We start from the raw sequence: 19530 nt of genomic DNA, 5'->3' as shown, positions 1-19530 counted from the left end.
TTACATCTATTTGTTCAAGTAAAAAAGAAAGGTAGGCTAACAATGAGTACAGAAATATTGGTTACTATCGTCGTCTTCTTCTTAACCATGATTATCATCTTTTGGCGACCACGTGGATTGAATGAAGCATGGCCCGCTGCAATTGGCGCCGGTATCATTCTCCTTACAGGGCTTGTATCAAAACCGGACGTCATGGATATTATTAGTAAAATAGGAGGCGCCTCCATAACGATCTTAGCAACCATTGTTATGGCGGTTATACTAGAAAGCTTCGGCTTTTTCCATTGGTCGGCTGCAAAACTGGCAAACTTAGCAAAAGGTTCCGGCCGCCGTTTATACTGGTACATTCAATTATTATGCTTCCTCATGACACTTCTATTTAACAATGATGGCAGTATCTTAATTACGACTCCAATTCTAATTTTACTTCTTAAAAACCTTCGATTAAAACCACATGAGCAAATCCCATATTTACTAAGCGGTGCTTTAATTGCTACTGCTTCAAGTGCACCAATTGGTGTAAGTAATATCGTAAACTTAATCGCATTAAATATCGTAAACATGACACTTTATATGCACACTGCAATGATGTTTGTTCCGGCAACGCTAGGATTACTATTTATGTCATGGCTCATGTACACTGTGTTAAAGAAAAAATTACCAGAAAGATTACCTGTTTCCTCTTATGATATTGAAGAAATTTTCTTCACAAAAAACTTTCATCCTCTAAAAGGGAGAAATCCCGTAGATACAAAACAAAAACGGACAAAATTCATGTTAAAAGTATTACTTTTCGTATTCCTTATGCGCTGTCTTCTCTTCGTCGCTTCCTTCCTATCCATACCGATTGAAATTGTAGCTGTACTGGGTTCATGCATTCTTCTTGTGTGGAGATGGTACTATTTACGTACAAATCCTGTCGATATCTTAAAAAAGACACCTTGGCATATCCTAATCTTCGCTTTCTCTATGTATGTTATCATCTACGGCTTGCACAATGCAGGATTAACAGAGTTGCTGGTAAAATGGTGCGAACCCATTGTAAACCAACATCTTCTTTATGCGAGCTTTACAATGGGCGGATTGGTTTCTATCCTCTCTAACATCTTTAACAATCACCCTGCTCTCATGATTGGTACCATTACATTAACTGAGATGGGACTTGATCCAGTCACTCTAAAAACAATCTATCTTGCAAACATTATTGGTAGTGACATGGGATCATTATTATTACCAATCGGTACACTTGCTTCCCTCATTTGGATGTACATCCTAAGACAAAATAAAATTAAAGTGAAATGGAAAGATTATTTAAGCGTATCACTTATTGTCATTCCGCTCTCAACAATCGTAACATTATTCCTCTTATTCTACTGGGTACAACTTTTCTTCTCCCTCTAAAAAATAATAGCCTCCTTTGCTACCGTCTTAGCAAAAGAGGCTTCTTCTATATTTAAATTAGGTACACGTGATCAATCAAGTAAAAAGGTGCTCGGAAATCATACATATCTCCCGCTATCCGCGGGCACTCTTAGCCTCATCTCAAATTCAATTATTGATATAAGTGACTACCCGCTTCTTTAAATTCTTCCGCTTTCTCTTTCATACCTTTTTCAATTGCTTCTGTTGTTTCTAAATCATTTTCTTTTGCATACTCACGAATGTCATGTGAAATTCTCATACTACAGAACTTCGGACCACACATCGAACAGAAATGAGCTGTTTTTGCCCCTTCTGCTGGTAATGTTTCATCGTGAAAATCCATTGCGCGTTCGGGATCTAAAGATAAGTTAAATTGATCACGCCAGCGGAATTCAAAACGAGCTTTTGAAAGTGCATCATCACGCTGCTGCGCTGTTTTGTGTCCTTTCGCAAGGTCAGCCGCATGCGCCGCAATTTTATACGTAATAACCCCTTCACGAACATCATCTCTGTTCGGCAAACCTAAATGCTCTTTCGGTGTCACATAGCAAAGCATTGCTGTGCCAAACCAACCAATCATTGCTGCACCAATCGCAGATGTAATATGGTCATAACCAGGTGCAATATCCGTTGTTAAAGGTCCGAGTGTATAGAACGGTGCACCTTGGCAAATCTCAAGCTCTTTATCCATGTTTTCTTTAATTAAGTGCATGGGTACATGACCTGGCCCTTCAATCATAACTTGAACATCATGCTTCCAAGCAATTTTTGTTAACTCACCAAGCGTTTCAAGCTCAGAAAATTGCGCCTCATCATTTGCATCTGCAATCGAACCAGGACGTAATCCATCTCCTAAAGAGAAAGAAACATCATATTGTTTCATAATTTCACAAATCTCTTCAAAATGAGTGTATAAGAAGTTTTCTTTATGATGGAATAAACACCACTGCGCCATAATGGACCCACCGCGTGAAACAATTCCTGTCGTACGTTTTGCAGTGATTGGAATGTAACGAAGCAGTACACCTGCATGAATTGTAAAGTAATCCACACCTTGCTCCGCTTGTTCAATTAACGTATCACGATATACTTCCCACGTTAAATCTTCAGCAATTCCATTTACTTTTTCTAGCGCTTGATAAATTGGTACTGTTCCAACCGGTACAGGAGCGTTACGAATAATCCATTCACGAGTTGTATGAATGTTTTTCCCTGTTGATAAATCCATAATGGTATCTGCGCCCCAGCGAGTTGCCCATGTCATCTTCTCTACTTCTTCTGCAATGGAAGAAGAGACAGCAGAGTTTCCGATATTCGCATTTACCTTCACATGGAAATTGCGGCCAATAATCATCGGTTCTGCTTCTGGGTGGTTAATGTTTGCTGGTAAAATAGCGCGTCCTTCTGCAATCTCTTTACGTACAAATTCAGGCTCTACCCCTTCACGAATCGCAACATATTCCATCTCAGATGTGATGATCCCCTTACGAGCATAATGCATTTGCGTTACATTTGCTCCTTTTTTTGCGCGAAGTGGTTTACGATCCATTTGCGGGAACACAGATGTATGATTAGATGCAACTTTCACACCATCATCTTCCGGCTTAATTTCTCGTCCTTCATACTCTTCCACTTCTCCGCGCTCAACAATCCAGCGACGGCGAGGCGATGGAATTCCTTTCTCTAGCTCTACTTTGTACTTAGGGTCTGTGTACGGACCACTCGTATCATAAACACGAATTGGTGGATTTGGTACACCGTTTGTATCACTTTGTTCAATCTCACGCATTGGTACTTTCATACCTTCATGCGGCCCATCAACATAAACTTTCTTACTCCCTGGTAAACTCGACTTCAATTCAATTTGTTCAGCTGAAACAGATTGCTTCATAATTTGTGTTTCCTCCCCTTTATCATTTCAGGCAAATCTAACTTGCACCGAATCTTGAGCCAATTTCTGTGCAACTCGATTCTCACTTCAGCGACGTTTCGCCGCTTTCGCTTTACTTAAGATCCAGCTTGAGTGGCTAGAATGATCGTTGGCTTCGTTTCTTCAACTGAGGTAAAACACACCTCTTCGGCTGAAGCTCCATCCCCCTCCCATTCTGAACGAGCCGCTTTCGCCTTACTTGTGACAAGGACAAGAACTAGTGGCCAGCGCATGCCAAAATAAAAAGAGCCAGGTCCATAGTAAAACAAGGACCTGGCTCATAAAGACATAGTTATGTAAAGCCGTTAACTTCCCTACGCTGGTACGAGCCAGATCAGGTCCAAAGGGTTAAGAAGTTATCGCGCTTCTCTCTCAGCCTAAGCATTACTTAGGCACCCCTAGTTTATCACTGATTTAATTTTCAATACTTTCCCATCATACACGATAATCAGAAAAATGCAAAGGCATGAGTTGCAATTTTTATCTATCGTTTTTTTGTCTGCCAATCGATATACCTGATAGAACCAATGATTATTAGCCCTCACCAATCGGGTTCTTATGGGCAGTTGATCTATCACCTAGCTTCTTTGTTTCCACTAAATTTTGAGGTGGGAGCCAAAACTTATTCATGTTCAAATAAAATCATACCATCCGTCTACAATTAATAGAGATTTCTACTTATTACACGGATTATAATACGGTTTCGTGTTATAATTTTCTAAAAATTACTATTTTTATATATTTTATTTATAAGAACAATTCAGTTAAAGTCAAAACACATAAAAAATTAGTCATATTATTTATGCACATATATCAAGTATAGTTTAGATCAGGAGTGAAATTATAATGGGGTGTTTTGGGTCTATCTTCAGGTTTATATTTTGCGCAATATGTATTATTTTTGTCTTTTGGTTTGGAGGCACGTCAATTATGGCCTTTTTTTCTGCTCTGTTTGGGGGCAGTTGGATGCGCTTCTGGACATTATTTTCTATCTGGGTTGTTGCCAATTACGGAATCGGTTGGCTGTTTGAAGTTCACTGGAAAGATGAGGACGCGGGCGACGAATTCTTTTTAAATTTTATTCTTTTTATCAGCATACTTATTTATAGGGGAGTTAATAAACTTGGGAGAGTGTTTATCCGAGGATGAATAGTCTCTCAGCGTAACCATTTAGTTAAGATTATGAAACAAGCCAGGTGCTTTCAGCACCTGGCTTGTTTGTGTTAAGTTGACGGCTTATACCCACCTAAAAGCTTACGGTATCATCCACGTTAAATAGTAGGCTTGTACATATGTCATAATCCCAACAATCACTACAAAGAATAGACTATGTTTTACTGTAAAGCGGAATAAATCAGATTCTTTTCCAGCAAGTCCTACTGCTGCACACGCGATTGCAATCGATTGCGGAGAAATCATTTTACCCGTTACACCACCTGTTGTATTTGCCGCAACAAGCAGTACTTCTTTTACACCAACTTGCTGCGCTGTAATCGCTTGTAAGTTGGAGAATAGTGCATTTGCTGATGTATCTGATCCTGTTAAGAATACACCTAGCCAACCAAGGAATGGTGAGAAGAACGGGAATAATCCACCTGTTCCCGCTAACGCTAACGCAAGTGTTGACGATAAACCAGAATAGTTTGCGATGAATGCGAATCCTAATACTAAACCGATAGATAGAATCGGCATCTTTAATTCTTGTAATGTTTCTGCAAATGTTTCTACAGCCTGTTTTGCACTCATTTTTAGTACAAGGATAGAAATAATACATGCAATTAAAATCGCTGTTCCTGTTGCTGACAAGATATCAAGCTTTAATATCGCCTCATAGGGTGTTGGTTTATTTACAATTGGCTCTGCTTTCATTACTAAATTGTGCAGACCTGGAATTTGGAACTTAAAGACAAGACTTTCTAATGCCCCACCTGGAGCAAATAATGCTTTGAAGAAACTTTGACTCCAAATAACTACCATCACTGTCAAAATAATAAATGGTGACCAAGCTTTTACAACTTTTCCTGCTGTTAATTTCGGCATAGATGCAACTGTCATTGCTGCTGCCACTTCATTATTTTCTTGATTAGATTGATAGATTTCTTTCGGCTGCCATACTTTTAGGAATAACGATAAACATATTAAACTCACAAGCGCTGATGTAATATCCGGAAGTTCTGGCCCTAAAAACGTTGCTGTAATAAATTGTGTAATTGCAAATGAACTACCTGCTACAAATAACGCAGGCCATGTTTGTTTTATACCTTTGAAGCCATCCATTAAAAATACGATAAAGAATGGAACAAATAGTGATAAGAATGGTAATTGGTGCCCAGCCATTTGGCCGATTTTGTGAGGATCAATACCCGTTACTTGCCCCGCAACTGTAATCGGAATCCCCATTGCTCCAAACGCTACTGGTGCTGTATTGGCAATTAAGCACAGTCCAGCTGCATATAGCGGATTTAAACCAAGACCAGCAAGAAGTGCTGCCGTAATTGCTACCGGTGCGCCAAATCCTGCTGCCCCTTCTAAAAATGCACCAAATGAAAAACCAATTAAAATAACAAGTAAACGATGATCATTTGTAATCGATAGTACGGATGCACGGATGATATCAAATTGTCCTGTTTTTACTGAAATTTTATATAAAAATACCGACATTACAATAATCCATGCAATTGGCCATAATCCATATAAAAATCCATATCCGGTTGCAGCCATCGCCATTGTAAACGGCATTTTATACGCAAATAGCGCAACTAGAATTGTCAATACAACCGTAATAAATCCTGCCACATAACCCTTCATACGAAAAACTGCTAAAGCCAAGAAAAAAAAGATAATTGGAATAAGTGCTACCGCTGCAGAAATCCAAATGTTACCGAACGGATCGTAAACTTGTGTCCATGTGCCCATTGTCCTCTCCCCTTCTGTAATCCCCTGTTTTAAAATTCTTATAGTCCTATCAATAGACTACCTGGTCATCATACCTTTAAGCCTAAAATAAAAAACGTTTTCAGAAAACGTTTTCATTAACTATATTTATACTTTACCATATCATTTTCTTTTAAAAAAGATTTTTCTGATTATTTTCCGTTTCGTTACACGTTTATAAATAGGAAAAAAAGTAAGTTTCATTCTTCCTTCATTTTTTAAACAAACGTTTGATTAATGCAAAAAAAGAATATCATATCAATGCATTTCACTTTAAACAAACGTTTGATTAAAAGTCTTATATTCCGTTCTACATAATAAAAAAGAAAAAACACTCGCAATTTGCAAGTGCCTTACCTCCTTCGTTTTCTCTTCTTTCGCCCTATAAGCCTTTTCCGGCGCGTGTTCAATCGATCCGCTATAATATGAAGTGCACTCGCAGCAATGACTCCAATTACAAATGTTGTTAAAGCAACATCATATTCCTTTGCAATCTCGAGCAACCTTCCGTCTAATACCGTTTTATTTAATATGTATAGGAATGGAGAAAAGACGAGAAGCATATACAATATACGAATAAGATCCCCGATTACTAGCGTGTGCGTCAAAAAAGAACGATGTGGCATCACACATTGATACGGATACCAAAAAATACGAAGCAACCCCCATTTATTATAGGCGCTACTATGAATATCCAAATCTGGTGTTAAGAAAAACGTGCCAATTAAAAATCCTATGGCAAAAGTGAGTAAAAAATCAAAATTTGTTAGTCCATACGAAACAAGCATAAACAAAACGATCGGAAGAGAAAGTAAGTTTATTTTCGTATGTGTTTTTCCTGATGGCATAGTACACTTCCTCACTTACTGATCTAACTTTTGATCGATAAACGATGTGTCTATATCCGAACCAAACCAATCCACTAACTTTATCCGTGCTTTTTCTTTTACATCTTCATTTACATACATAGATGCTTGCAAAAGTGCAGCTATTAAAGCACCTAAATCATCCGTATAACCAATTCCAGCGAAAAAGTCCGGAATCGCATCAATCGGCGCAATAAAGTAAGCAAGTGCTCCAATAATAATTGCCTTTACTCGCTTCGGAACATCCGGTCTTTGCATAACGTAAAACAGCAATAAGCTCGCATAAATAACCGATTGTCCCGCTTGTTTCGCTACATGTTTCACTTTATTCCAAAACGCTTCAACTGAAAATTTCCGTTCCATATAAAGGCCCCCATGTTTTGTTTTTTTATTATACGCAAAAAGTAAATACACCTTCAAAAAGAAAAACAGCCTCATTAGTCAATAAAAAGTTCATCAAATATACACATAACCGATCCATGAAAACTTATTGTAACAGACAATAGCAAAAAGAACAAGTGTTCGTAATTATTTTCCTCTATTAATTCTAACTTTAGTAAGGTTTTTAACATATAAACCACAGCTATGAAAACAAAAGGAAACCTACTCTCTTTCCCTCATTTTGTTTTAAACTTGGCATCGGGCTGAACCGCTTCTATGCTCAGGCGGATGCTCTCTCCTCTCTAAAAAGAAAGTGGATTTCAATATTTCTCAATATATAATGTTCTATTTCTCTTACTATTCTTTATTATCTTTGTTATATTTTCTAGTTGACGAGCATATAAACCAATGTTAAAGTTTTCTCTGGCAGCAACAATAAAAAATACAAAAAATGTAAAATGTTATAGTGTTTCTAAGAATTGAATTTTGTTGTATAATACAAAAATGACGTTATACTTATGTATCAACAAACAAAATGGCAGGAAACCAAAAGGGTATGCATAGTTAAAGTCGTATATGAGAGATATAGAAACCTCTACTCATGGCCAAGAAAACTATGTATTTTTTATTTTAGCACTTTTCGCTCAAAAATCGACCAAGCCTGATAGAGAAAGGGTGGAAATGGATGAAGGAATCTTTAAAGTCACAATTTCTTAATGTGCGCTTTACTTTGTTCGTTGCTTTGGCTGTATGGCTAAAAACTTACATCATAACGCGTACAAGTTTTGATTTGAAACTTGAATCTTTCATGCAAGAATTTATCTTATTCATTAGTCCATTAGCAGCATCATTACTGCTTGTGGGTCTTGCATTATTCGCAAAAGGAAAGAAACGTAATTATATAGCACTTGGAATTGATTTTATTTTAACAATCGTTCTTGTTGGTAACGTAATGTTCTACGGGTTCTACAATGACTTCGTTACTTTACCGGTACTTGGGCAAACATCCAACTTCGGACAGCTCGGTTCTAGTGTGAAAGAACTATTTAATTACAAAATCATCGTTGCATTTGCTGATATTATCATCTTCTCTGTTCTATTAAAGAAAAAGAAGAACTTTGCAAGAACTGAGCGCGTATCACGTCCAATGCGTTCTTTATACTTCGTATCAACGATCGCTGTTTTCTTTGCAAACTTAGGTCTTGCAGAAACTGAGCGTCCAGAACTATTAACACGTTCATTTGACCGCGTTATGCTTGTAAAAAACTTAGGTTTATATACTCACCAATTATACGATCTTGGCTTACAAGCAAAATCAAGTTCACAAAAGGCATTTGCTGATGGTAGCAAATTACAAGAAGCAGAAAACTATGTGAAAACAAACAAAACGAAACCGGATCCAAATATGTTTGGTGCTGCGAAAGGGAAAAACGTAATCGTCGTTTCTCTTGAATCCTTGCAAACATTCTTAATTGGTGCACAAGTAAATGGTCAAGAAGTTACACCATTCTTAAACCAATTTGCAAAGGAAAGTTATTACTTCGATAACTTCTTCCATCAAACTGGACAAGGGAAAACATCGGATGCTGAATTCTTAGTAGATACATCTCTATATCCGTTAGACCGCGGTGCTGTATTCTTTACACATGGTAATAACGAATATACTGCAACACCAGAAATTCTGCGTCAGCAAGGGTATTACACAGCTGTATTCCACGCAAACAACGCAACATTCTGGAACCGTAACATCATGTATCCTGCACTTGGTTACGATCGTTACTATAATGAGCTTGACTACAAAATCACACCAGAAACAAAGTTAAACTGGGGATTAAAAGATATCGAGTATTTTGATCAATCAGTGGATATGTTAAAACAAGTGAAGAAGCCATTCTATACTCGCTTCCTTAGTTTAACCAACCACTATCCATTTACGTATGACGATAGCACAAAATTAATCGAACCTTACAACTCTGGTGACGGAGTGTTTGACCGTTACATGGTAACAGCTCGTTACTTGGATGAAGCACTGAAAAACTTTATTGAACGCCTAAAAGCAGAAGGGCTATATGATAACTCTGTTATCGTCTTCTACGGTGACCATTACGGTATTTCTGAAAACCATAACCGCGCAATGGCACAATTCTTAGGCAAAGAAGAAATTACAACATTTGATCATATGAACTTACAACGTACACCGATGTACATTCATGTTCCAGGTCAAAAAGAAGGTAAAACAATTTCAAAACCAACAGGTGAAATTGATATTAAACCAACAATTCTAAACTTACTTGGTGTTGATTCAAGCAATGACATTAGCTTTGGTCATGATGTATTCTCACCAGATTATAAATCATTCGTTGTTCTTCGCGATGGAAGCTTTATAACAGAAAAATATATGTACACAAACAATACATTCTATGATCGCATGACAGGCGAAGTTGTAGAAGTACCAAAAGAAGAAGCTCAAGCAATGATTGATCGTGCACAAAATGAACTGCGCATGTCTGATAAACTCATTGAGGGCGACCTACTCCGCTTCTCTGAAAGTAACAAAATTAAAACAGGCGAAGTAAAAACGGCTATTAAAGAAGACAAAAAAGACGCTGAGTAATCTCAGCGTCTTTTTTCTACATTTGTATGATAAAATTACACAATCTTCACCAAATATTTACATAAAATTCATAATACATCTCTATAATAAAACTTGTAAACAATGTTCTGCCTATCCCCCGCCTATCATTTCACAGCTTTGTGAAAAGTCCCCTTGAGGGAGTAACAGAATCATTTGTGTAACAATGCCTTTGGTGTTACTTTGAAGTAACACTCATTGTCTTAGTAAAGCCGATCGATCGGTTTACCATTTACCTTTCTAGGCTATGCCAAGACAATATCCCTATGAAATGAGCTACCCTCCTTATGCGACATTCTATATGAATGTCGCTTTTTTTATTTCTAAAAAGCAGGATTCTTATTTCTCATTTACGAATTGATATATGCGAAATGCATTAAGGTGGAAATTCTATCATTTTTTCATCTTCCGCTAATGGAATATCCTCACCAATCGTTTTATTACAACTATCACCTACAAACGATTCACCACTCATCATTCAAACAATTAAGAAAGGATGGGAAGTAAAATGGCGTACGAAAGATTTGTATTATGGAATGATCAAATTATTGATACAAATAAAACAGAGCCGTACATACAATTAGAAGAACGCGGCTTACAATTTGGAGATGGGGTCTATGAAGTAATTCGTATTTACAAAGGAAACATTCATTTATTAGACCCACATTTAACAAGATTATACCGTTCAATGGATGAAATAGAATTAACATTACCTTTCTCTAAAGCAGAACTTATTACCTTGCTTTACAAATTACTTGAAAATAATACATTCCAAGAAGATGGTACGATCTACTTACAAGTTTCTCGAGGAGTACAACATCGTGTACACACATTTTCTTTTGATGTAACCCCAACAATCTATGCTTATATCTCCAAAAAAGAACGACCCGCTTTATGGATTGAATATGGAGTACGTGCTATCTCAGAACCTGATACACGTTGGCTCCGCTGTGACATTAAATCCTTAAATTTATTGCCAAATATACTGGCTGCCACAAAAGCAGAACGTAAAGGGTGTAAAGAAGCCCTTCTCGTGCGTAATGGAATTGTTACAGAGGGTAGTTGCTCGAATTTTTTCCTAGTAAAAAAAGGGATTCTTTATACACACCCTGCCAACCATTTAATCTTAAACGGGATTGTCCGCCAATACATTCTCTCTTTAGCAAACAAACTACAACTTCCTGTACAAGAAGGACTATTCAGCATTCGTGATGTCTATAATGCTGACGAATGCTTCTTCACAGGAACAACTGTAGAAGTTTTGCCTATGACGCATCTTGATGGAACTGCTATCCAAGATGGCCAAGTTGGACGAATTACCAAATTACTACAAAAAACATTTATGCAGAGCTTTTCAACTTCTAACATCTCATTACCTTAAACACGGACGATGTCATATTAACTATACATTAATATATGTGTTTTCATTTAAAATCAAGGTGAAGAATACACCTTGATTTTTTTTGTAATACTTTTGACATATTCAGATTCCCGCATAAACCTTGACAGTAATCGACATGCCTTTTAGAATTTTTAACAGTTGGTAAATATTTCATCACTATATCACAGACAGAAAGGAATCGACAAAACATGAAAAAATATCTTGCCGGTCTTGCGGCAGTGTCTGTAGCGGGAGGCGCAGCCCCGACATTAGATAGCGTTCAAGCTGCCCCTGAAAACACTCAGAAACCTGCTGCACAAGCTGTTCAAGCTGCACCACAAAACAATTCAAACTACACAGTAACTGCTGACGTACTACACGTGCGCTCAGGGTCCAGTACTTCTCACGACATCATCTCTCGCGTATACGAGGGACAAACATTAAACGTAATCGGTGAAGAAAACGGTTGGGTTAAAATTAGCCATAATGGTAAAACAGGTTATGTAAGCGGAGAATTTGTATCCAAAAATGGTGCAAAACCAAACGTAAGCACAGGTGGTAAAAACAAAGTTACTGCTGACGTATTACGTGTTCGCACAAGCCCAGATCCTTCTAGTTCTATTATGGGACGTGTATACGAGGGACAAACATTAAACGTAATCGGTGAAGAAAATGGTTGGGTTAAAATTAGCCATAATGGTAAAACAGGTTATGTAAGCGGAGAATTTGTATCTGGCGCTTCTTCAAATAATGGAACAGCGGTTAAACCTACAAACGGAAATTATACTGTAAGCGTATCTTCCCTTCGTGTTCGTACAGGCCCTAGTATTTCTCATACAGTTTTAGGATCTGTTCATAAAGGACAAGTTGTACAAGTTGTTGGCGAAGTTCAAGATTGGCTCAAAATTAACTACGCAGGACAAACAGCATATATTAGCAAAAACTACGTAACAAAAGGCGGTTCTAGTAACAATACTAACCAAGGTAACAATGAGCAAGAAAATAACAATACAACTGTTCGAACTGATGGTACTTACGTTGTTAACGCAACATCTTTACGTGTTCGTACAGGTCCAGCTGAATACCATGGTGTGCTTGGTGGCGTATTAAATGGGCAAACATTAAACGTAATTGGCGCAGAGAATGGCTGGTTCAAAATCAATCATCACGGTAAAACGGGTTATGTGAGCAGCAAGTATGTGACATTCGTTAAAGGCGGCACAACTACACCCGAAAAACCACAGCAACCACAAACAACTGTTGGCGAATACTACATTAACGTAGCCGCATTAAATGTACGTAGCGGCGAAGGTACAAATTACAGCGTAATTGGTGCTCTTCCACAAGGCCAAAAAGTGCAAGTTATTTCTGAACATTACGGCTGGAGCAAAATTAACTACAACGGTCGCACTGGCTATGTAGGAACTCGCTACCTATCTAAAACACCAGTTGGTGGCGCTGTAAACAATAAGCCTAACAACAATAACAACCAAAATAACAATAATAATAACAATACAGGTAACACAAGTGGCGATATGTCTTCTATCCTTGCATATGCAAAATCCATGCAAGGTGTACCATATGTATGGGGCGGTACTTCTGCTAATGGCGTTGACTGTAGTGGTTACATTTTCCACGTATATAACAAATTCGGTCATAACATTAGCCGTCAAAGCGTTGCAGGATATTGGAGTAGCTTACCAAAGACTTCAAATCCACAACCAGGTGACTTAATTTATTTCCAAAACACTTATAAGCCGGGTCCTTCGCATATGGGTATTTACCTTGGTGGTGGATCATTCATTCAAGCTGGCGACAACGGCGTAAAAATTGTTTCAGTAAATAATTCTTATTGGAGCAGCCACCTCTTAGGATATACAAAAGCACCTTAAGTCATAGTTTCAGAGTCTTCTAGAATACTAGAAGGCTCTTTTTTAGTTTTATAGATTTTAAATGTGCAGCCTTCTTCTCATTTCATACACTACATTCTACGAAAACATTCTAAAACGTCACAATAATGATGCATTTTTTTTAACATAACCAAATTCTTTATTTTAGGATAGATATGTGTTTTTTAACAAAATCTTCTTTCTATTTAAACTTTTCGGTAGACGTTTGACCTCTGATGTCCTGTGTGATAAGTTACTTAAGATGCTATTTTCGTATAAGTATATCTGTTAATTATACTTTTTTACTATGAGAGAGGAGACTACACTGCATGAATGTTTTATGGGGAATTGGCGGTGTGATTGGAATTTTAGCAGTTGCTTTTTTACTATCTTCCAACCGCAAAGCTATAAATTGGCGCACAATTTTAATCGCGCTAGCATTACAAATTACGTTTTCTTTCATCGTGTTACGATGGGATGCTGGAAAAGCAGGTTTAAAAATTGCTTCTGACGGTGTTCAAGGTTTAATCAATTTTTCTTATGAGGGAATTAAATTCGTCTCTGGTAACTTATTAGATAAAGATGGCCCTTGGGGATTCGTCTTCGTAATTCAAGCACTACTTCCAATTGTATTTATTAGTTCTTTAGTAGCAATATTATATTATTTAGGTATTATGCAATGGTTCGTTAGTATTATTGGTGGGGCATTAAGTAAACTTCTTGGAACTTCTAAGGCAGAAAGTTTAAATGCAGTAACGACTGTTTTCTTAGGACAAACAGAAGCACCAATTTTAATTAAACCGTACTTAGCACGTTTAACAAACAGTGAATTCTTTGCCATTATGGTAAGCGGTATGACAGCGGTTGCTGGCTCTGTTCTTGTTGGTTATGCAGCGATGGGAATTCCGTTAGAGCATTTATTAGCAGCTGCAATCATGGCAGCACCATCAAGCTTATTAATTGCAAAATTAATTATGCCAGAAACAGAAACACCAGATAACAATGTTCAACTTTCTACAGAACGTGAAGATGCTAACGTTATCGATGCAGCTGCACGCGGAGCTTCGGAAGGAATGCAGCTTGTTATTAACGTGGCAGCAATGTTAATGGCATTCATCGCGTTAATCGCTGTATTAAACGGCCTACTAGGATGGATTGGATCTTGGTTCGATATTAAACTTAGCCTTGATTTAATCTTGGGATATCTTCTATCTCCATTTGCTGTTCTAATCGGTGTTTCACCAAACGAAGCTATACAAGCAGCTGGCTTTATCGGACAAAAACTTGCAATCAACGAATTCGTTGCTTATGCAAACTTAGGTCCACACATGGCAGAGCTGTCTGATAAAACAAATATGATCTTGACATTTGCAATCTGTGGCTTTGCAAACTTCTCTTCTATCGCAATCCAATTAGGTGTAACAGGGACACTTGCTCCTTCTCGCCGTAAGCAAATTGCACAGTTAGGGATTAAAGCAGTAATCGCTGGTACTCTAGCGAACTTCTTAAATGCAGCAGTTGCAGGTATGATGTTCCTTTAAATAATACAAGAGCTGATCCGAACTTCGGGTCAGCTTTTTTATGAATGCATCCTCCCCCTTCTAGCACATATTACATATAACAACCTATTTGTTAGGAGGTACACTAATGAAGAAAACTCCCAATCAAATCATACTGTTATGGATGGCTCAAATTTTATTCTATTTCACCACAATCCATACAAACTCCTATCCTTATGCTTTTTTCTTCACAATTATTTATGTACTCATCAACTTACTATTTCTATTCATTTCAAATAAATTCGCTTTTATTTTATTTATTGCCGGCACTCTCCTCTCCGTCTTCTATTTATTTTATGAAGCATGGTTATATTTATGGAGTACTTCCACACAATTTTCCTATATCATTGCTCATTTCCTAACAACCGCAAATTTCTTTCTTATTTATATATCGACCTATATGTTAAAAAAACTCGTGAATGAAAATAAACGCCTGCGAAAGCAAGTTCAAAAGCTCGAACAATACATTGGAGAGACAAAGCTATTAACAAGACAAGAATTTGAAAAACGTGGTTTATTGCTCGAAACTGCTATGAAAAGACGTAGTGAAACGGGAATGCTCATCTACTTTTCGTTTTCCTCTTTTAGTAGCTATACGCGACAAAGCGTCATGGATCACGTTGCCTCCCTCCTACTCGATACAGTGCTAAGTGATTTTGATTTAGTTGGAAAATATGATGATAATACATTGGTCATTTTACTTCAAAATATAAATGAAGTTGGTGTAAATATCGTCCTGAAGCGTCTTGAACATAAATGGGAAGAATGGTTCACAGAAGAGGCTATTTCAAAAATCAAAATAAAACAAGAACAGCTTGGAGGGAAGGGATTAACAATATGATGACCCTTATTCTTCTTCTGTTATTTCTTCTATTTTGTCTGCTTGTTTTTTGGATTAGTACTATTTTTTCTATTAAATATGTACTTATTTTTACAGCCTTCTTATTTTCAGGCTTACTCGTCTACTATTCCTTACTAACAATCGCTGGCCTTATTCATCGACAGCGTAAATTAAAGGATCGTACATTAGAACATTATCCAAGCGTAGATATTCTGATTCCTGCTCATAATGAAGGCGTTGTTATTATGGATACGTTAGCCGCGATGGCAAATATTGAATATCCCGGAAAACTTACGATTTATTTATTAAATGACAATTCCAAAGATGAAACCGGAGAAATTAGCGATGAATACGATAAGGCATATGCTCATATAAGGCATATTCGCGTACCACCTGGGGAACCGAAAGGAAAATCACGCGTATTAAACTATGGACTTAGCATATCAAATGGAAAATACTTTTGTGTATACGATGCCGATAATCAGCCAGAACCTCATGCTCTTCGCATGCTTGTTGAATACGCAGAAACGACAAAAGATGCTGTCGGTGCTGTCGGCCATGTGCGTACTGTTAATGAAAAACGAAATTGGCTTACAAGGATGATTTCTCTTGAGTTTCAAATCTTCCAGCTACTCATGCAATCTGGCCGTTGGCTCCTATTCCAAACCGGCTCATTAACAGGAACAAACATGCTCCTTCGCCGCTCTGCACTTGAAGAACTTGGCGGCTATGACCCTTATGCCATTGCGGAGGATGCAGAACTCACATTACGAATTACACAAAAAGGCTATCTATTACCAATCGTACCGGAATCCATTACATGGGAACAAGAACCTGAACATTTAAACATCCTAATTAAACAACGAACGCGCTGGCTCCAAGGAAACTTATACATTTTAGAAAAGATGTTTTCCTCCTTCAGCTTCTTTAAAGGAAAACTACTCGTTCATTCACTGCAGCAAGTATTAGTATACATTGTCTTTTGGCTATTCTTAATCATTTCAAATGTATGGTTGATCATCGGTCTACTAGGCCTGTTTCAAATCAACTATGCAATCCCGCTGCTATTTACGTGGTACGTCGCCTACATTACGTACACCTCGCAGCTCTTTAGTGCACAAAGTGTCGAAAACACATTCACACCGCTAAACATTTTTATCAGCATCATCATGTATTTCACATACGCCCAGCTCTTTACGTACTTATTTATCAGAAGCCTCATCCTATACTTGCGTGCTAAAGGTAAAAAACAAATTATCGGATGGGACAAAACAGTACGGTTTAAAAAATAAAAGCGGAAGCGGCTCGTTCAGAACAGGAGGGCGTTGGAACTCCTGAATCAGAGGCGCTCTTTGCCTCAGGTGAAGGAGTGAAACGACCGACTGTTCTAGCCGCTGGAGCTGGATATCAATAAAAGCGCATGCGGCTAGAATGAAATTAAACAAACGTTTGATTAAAAAAATAAGCACAGAGCGCCGTATGCTCTGTGCTTATTTTTACTATAAAATCTATATATCGGACAATACCCCTTAGTCGAAAGCAATTTTCACGTCCATCCCCCAACGAACGATCTACTTTCATTTATATACGAAAAAGTGACTGCTATTTTTGTAAAACCAATTGCTTCTCTTGTTGTTCTTTAGATACCTCAGTCTTTGGTTCCGTGTTTGCTTGAACACTACGATGTGCCACACGTTTCAAACAAATATGCTTCCACTTTCTTTCGTAACGCTTCATTATTCTAGTTGTCCCCCTTGAATACGCTTAAAAACCATTTGAAATCGCTTACAAGAAATAATATAGCACATATACGGAAAAGTGACAACACATTTCCGACAAATTTTTGACACAAATTTGGATTATGTTTGTCAATATATCAATAGTTTACACATTACAGCAAATATCCGACAATATGCGACAAATTAAATAAAATCACAAACCCTGTCAAATAACTATAATTTGGTTTATCGTCCTCATTCCCTAAACGGATTGAACCATATTTTGAAAAGATTAAAAAGATAGCTAAACCTAAGAAAATAGAAACAGAAATAATAGAGAACCAAACTTACTTACTAACGCCGTTTGGATTGTAGCTGTTACATTTCCTAAACTACCTTTTCCAATAACAGACTCAGGAATAATCCCCCATGCGATACATAATGTTAATGAGATAAATCGGATAAACAACAATTTTAGTGAGTGGGTTTTCTTCATTCCACACTGATAATTTTCTCTCATCAATCAAGCTTTTATAGAGATATCTTCTCTAAATATTGAGATGCACATATTGCTATTCACAAATAGCTGGATAAAATGAAATATTTCTTGTGGTGATTTTCTTAAGCCCCGCGAAAATGAGCCTTCACCAATTGAGCTCTTGATAGACAGTTCCTTCCTCCTTATTCCCTTTAAGAATGGAAAAGAAGAGTATGACTGTCCGTTGGTATGAGATAGATGCGAATGGAAAAGTGTGTTTTTCCAAAAAAATGATGTGTTACAGTTGTAAAAAAGGCACATGCACGGATTGCGCCCCTTTCTTTTTGTAACAATTATGCGGTTGTTTTTGTAGGATATAGCACTTCTTTGTGAGCAAATAAACAAATTGTTTATGTTTATATAACTATTTTAGTTATATATCGACGAATTACTCAAGGAATGTAACCTTTTAGTAACCATGTCGTAACGATTGCGCAACATTATTATCTTAATCGAAAAACATCCTTTGAGTTACAAATAATAGAGATATCTACTAAACCTCCGAAAAACATGGAACGAAAACCGCTTTCTATTATTTTTTTCTATATTACAGAGTATTAATGATTTGTTACGAATGGTTTGTAATTGTGTGTTTTCCCAAATTCCGAAAAAAACTGTTGCTATAATGAGGACACGAAAACAAACGCAATGGAGGCTATCATGAAAAAATTAATTGGTATAGCAACAGCAGCAGTTTTTGGTCTTGGGATTTTCACTACTTCTGCACAAGCAGAAACTGTTGTAACAACAGACGTATTAAATGTACGAGAGAACCCAACTACTGGATCACAAGTTGTAGGCAAAGTATTAAATGGTCATAAACTAGATGTTACAAATACAGAAAACGGATGGTCAAAAATCAAATTAGATGGTAAAGACGCATTCGTAAATGCAGAATTCACAAAAAGCATCTATTACGTAACAGCAAACGTATTAAACGTACGTGCTGAAGCGAACACAAACTCAGAAATTCTTGGTACGCTTAAGAAAGACGATATGATTGAAACAACGAACCAAGTACAAAATGAGTGGTTACAATTCGAATATAATGGGAAAACAGCTTACGTTCATGTTCCTTTCTTAACAGGTACAGCACCTGTTATTGAAAAACAAGAAACGCCTGTACCTGCTAAAGCAGAAGCGCCTGCTAAAACTACAGCACCTGCTAAAGCAGAAGCACCAGTAGCACAAGTAAAAGCAGCAGAAACAAACGCTCCTTCTGGTGGCCGTGAACTAACAGTTGTAGCGACTGCATATACAGCTCATCCGAGCGAAAATGGCGGCACATATGGTGGCCGTGTATTAACTGCAATGGGTCATGACTTAACAGCGAATCCAAACATGAAGATGATCGCTGTTGATCCGAAAGTGATTCCACTAGGATCAAAAGTATGGGTAGAAGGATATGGAGAAGCAATTGCTGGTGACACTGGCGGTGC

General features: G+C 37.5%; 16 protein-coding genes, 1 pseudogene and 1 riboswitch. Of the genes and pseudogenes, 10 read left to right on the top strand and 7 right to left on the bottom strand.

Features of this window, described 5'->3' with window-relative positions:
* Window positions 1–42: 42 nt before the first annotated feature.
* Window positions 43–1401: an arsenic transporter gene (locus CN288_RS15915; protein ID WP_098302606.1), complete on the top strand. Its 1359-nt coding sequence runs from the start codon at window positions 43–45 to the stop codon at window positions 1399–1401.
* A gap of 151 nt (window positions 1402–1552) precedes the next feature.
* Here the strand turns inward: CN288_RS15915 and thiC are convergent, their stop codons facing one another.
* Both thiC and CN288_RS15905 read right to left on the bottom strand, forming a co-directional pair.
* A complete protein-coding gene (gene thiC, locus CN288_RS15910; protein WP_026594013.1) occupies window positions 1553–3313 on the bottom strand; it encodes a phosphomethylpyrimidine synthase ThiC in 1761 nt (586 codons plus the stop codon).
* A gap of 116 nt (window positions 3314–3429) precedes the next feature.
* On the bottom strand, window positions 3430–3585 hold the full coding sequence (locus CN288_RS15905; protein WP_098302631.1) for a hypothetical protein: 156 nt from the start codon (window positions 3583–3585) through the stop codon (window positions 3430–3432).
* A gap of 61 nt (window positions 3586–3646) precedes the next feature.
* Window positions 3647–3762, bottom strand: a riboswitch (TPP riboswitch).
* Between the two features lie 556 nt (window positions 3763–4318).
* Between CN288_RS15905 and CN288_RS15900 the strand changes: the two genes are divergently transcribed.
* The gene (locus CN288_RS15900; RefSeq protein WP_026594012.1) at window positions 4319–4501 is read left to right on the top strand and encodes a hypothetical protein; all 183 of its coding nucleotides are present in this window, start codon (window positions 4319–4321) and stop codon (window positions 4499–4501) included.
* 105 nt (window positions 4502–4606) lie between these two features.
* Here the strand turns inward: CN288_RS15900 and CN288_RS15895 are convergent, their stop codons facing one another.
* The 3 genes from CN288_RS15895 to CN288_RS15885 form a co-directional block, all read right to left on the bottom strand.
* Entirely contained in the window at window positions 4607–6268 is a 1662-nt protein-coding gene (locus CN288_RS15895; RefSeq protein WP_098302605.1) for a lactate permease LctP family transporter, read from the bottom strand.
* Between the two features lie 371 nt (window positions 6269–6639).
* Complete coding sequence (locus CN288_RS15890; RefSeq protein WP_098302604.1) at window positions 6640–7134, bottom strand: metal-binding protein; 495 nt, start codon at window positions 7132–7134, stop codon at window positions 6640–6642.
* A gap of 15 nt (window positions 7135–7149) precedes the next feature.
* Entirely contained in the window at window positions 7150–7515 is a 366-nt protein-coding gene (locus CN288_RS15885; protein ID WP_026594009.1) for a YkvA family protein, read from the bottom strand.
* A 594-nt stretch (window positions 7516–8109) separates the two neighbouring features.
* On the opposite strand from CN288_RS15885, the gene CN288_RS28825 reads away from it, so the two are divergent.
* The 7 genes from CN288_RS28825 (at window position 8110) to CN288_RS15855 (ending at window position 17127) form a co-directional block, all read left to right on the top strand.
* Window positions 8110–8250: a hypothetical protein gene (locus CN288_RS28825; RefSeq protein WP_176527683.1), complete on the top strand. Its 141-nt coding sequence runs from the start codon at window positions 8110–8112 to the stop codon at window positions 8248–8250.
* A complete protein-coding gene (locus CN288_RS15880; protein WP_026594008.1) occupies window positions 8219–10147 on the top strand; it encodes an LTA synthase family protein in 1929 nt (642 codons plus the stop codon). The genes CN288_RS28825 and CN288_RS15880 overlap by 32 nt, the downstream gene beginning before the upstream one ends.
* A 514-nt stretch (window positions 10148–10661) precedes the next feature.
* Window positions 10662–11546, top strand: a complete 885-nt coding sequence (locus CN288_RS15875; protein ID WP_090695185.1) for a D-amino-acid transaminase — start codon at window positions 10662–10664, stop codon at window positions 11544–11546.
* Between the two features lie 209 nt (window positions 11547–11755).
* Window positions 11756–13438: a C40 family peptidase gene (locus tag CN288_RS15870; protein ID WP_098302603.1), complete on the top strand. Its 1683-nt coding sequence runs from the start codon at window positions 11756–11758 to the stop codon at window positions 13436–13438.
* Window positions 13439–13764: 326 nt separating this feature from the next.
* Window positions 13765–14976 carry a NupC/NupG family nucleoside CNT transporter gene (locus CN288_RS15865; RefSeq protein WP_090695192.1) on the top strand — a complete coding sequence of 404 codons (1212 nt, stop codon included), beginning with the start codon at window positions 13765–13767 and terminating at the stop codon, window positions 14974–14976.
* 106 nt (window positions 14977–15082) lie between these two features.
* Window positions 15083–15835 carry a dGTP triphosphohydrolase gene (locus CN288_RS15860; RefSeq protein WP_098302602.1) on the top strand — a complete coding sequence of 251 codons (753 nt, stop codon included), beginning with the start codon at window positions 15083–15085 and terminating at the stop codon, window positions 15833–15835.
* Complete coding sequence (locus CN288_RS15855) at window positions 15832–17127, top strand: glycosyltransferase family 2 protein (RefSeq protein ID WP_026594003.1); 1296 nt, start codon at window positions 15832–15834, stop codon at window positions 17125–17127. The genes CN288_RS15860 and CN288_RS15855 overlap by 4 nt, the downstream gene beginning before the upstream one ends.
* A gap of 310 nt (window positions 17128–17437) precedes the next feature.
* Here the strand turns inward: CN288_RS15855 and CN288_RS29640 are convergent, their stop codons facing one another.
* Window positions 17438–17572, bottom strand: a complete 135-nt coding sequence (locus CN288_RS29640; protein WP_090695650.1) for a hypothetical protein — start codon at window positions 17570–17572, stop codon at window positions 17438–17440.
* A 166-nt stretch (window positions 17573–17738) separates the two neighbouring features.
* Window positions 17739–18049: pseudogene (locus CN288_RS15840) on the bottom strand (BCCT family transporter); the annotation flags it as partial.
* A gap of 702 nt (window positions 18050–18751) precedes the next feature.
* Between CN288_RS15840 and CN288_RS15835 the strand changes: the two are divergent.
* On the top strand, window positions 18752–19530 hold a 779-nt coding region (locus CN288_RS15835; protein WP_098302601.1), incomplete at its 3' end, for an SH3 domain-containing protein.

This window comes from Bacillus sp. AFS023182, from assembly GCF_002560575.1.
GTDB classification, from domain to species: Bacteria; Bacillota; Bacilli; order Bacillales; family Bacillaceae_G; genus Bacillus_A; species Bacillus_A arachidis.
The sequence above is the reverse complement of the archived record's forward strand: the minus strand, read 5'-3'. Positions and strand labels throughout refer to the sequence as shown.

What these genes read in the sequence shown, in the direction of transcription:
- CN288_RS29640 (WP_090695650.1), bottom strand. Translation starts at nt 17,572, where the DNA reads ATGAAGCGTTACGAAAGAAAGTGGAAGCATATTTGTTTGAAACGTGTG.
- CN288_RS15905 (WP_098302631.1), bottom strand. Translation starts at nt 3,585, where the DNA reads ATGCGCTGGCCACTAGTTCTTGTCCTTGTCACAAGTAAGGCGAAAGCG.
- thiC (WP_026594013.1), bottom strand. Translation starts at nt 3,313, where the DNA reads ATGAAGCAATCTGTTTCAGCTGAACAAATTGAATTGAAGTCGAGTTTA.
- CN288_RS15915 (WP_098302606.1), top strand. Translation starts at nt 43, where the DNA reads ATGAGTACAGAAATATTGGTTACTATCGTCGTCTTCTTCTTAACCATG.
- CN288_RS15865 (WP_090695192.1), top strand. Translation starts at nt 13,765, where the DNA reads ATGAATGTTTTATGGGGAATTGGCGGTGTGATTGGAATTTTAGCAGTT.
- CN288_RS15855 (WP_026594003.1), top strand. Translation starts at nt 15,832, where the DNA reads ATGATGACCCTTATTCTTCTTCTGTTATTTCTTCTATTTTGTCTGCTT.
- CN288_RS15870 (WP_098302603.1), top strand. Translation starts at nt 11,756, where the DNA reads ATGAAAAAATATCTTGCCGGTCTTGCGGCAGTGTCTGTAGCGGGAGGC.
- CN288_RS28825 (WP_176527683.1), top strand. Translation starts at nt 8,110, where the DNA reads ATGAGAGATATAGAAACCTCTACTCATGGCCAAGAAAACTATGTATTT.
- CN288_RS15895 (WP_098302605.1), bottom strand. Translation starts at nt 6,268, where the DNA reads ATGGGCACATGGACACAAGTTTACGATCCGTTCGGTAACATTTGGATT.
- CN288_RS15880 (WP_026594008.1), top strand. Translation starts at nt 8,219, where the DNA reads ATGAAGGAATCTTTAAAGTCACAATTTCTTAATGTGCGCTTTACTTTG.
- CN288_RS15860 (WP_098302602.1), top strand. Translation starts at nt 15,083, where the DNA reads ATGAAGAAAACTCCCAATCAAATCATACTGTTATGGATGGCTCAAATT.
- CN288_RS15885 (WP_026594009.1), bottom strand. Translation starts at nt 7,515, where the DNA reads ATGGAACGGAAATTTTCAGTTGAAGCGTTTTGGAATAAAGTGAAACAT.
- CN288_RS15875 (WP_090695185.1), top strand. Translation starts at nt 10,662, where the DNA reads ATGGGAAGTAAAATGGCGTACGAAAGATTTGTATTATGGAATGATCAA.
- CN288_RS15890 (WP_098302604.1), bottom strand. Translation starts at nt 7,134, where the DNA reads ATGCCATCAGGAAAAACACATACGAAAATAAACTTACTTTCTCTTCCG.
- CN288_RS15900 (WP_026594012.1), top strand. Translation starts at nt 4,319, where the DNA reads ATGCGCTTCTGGACATTATTTTCTATCTGGGTTGTTGCCAATTACGGA.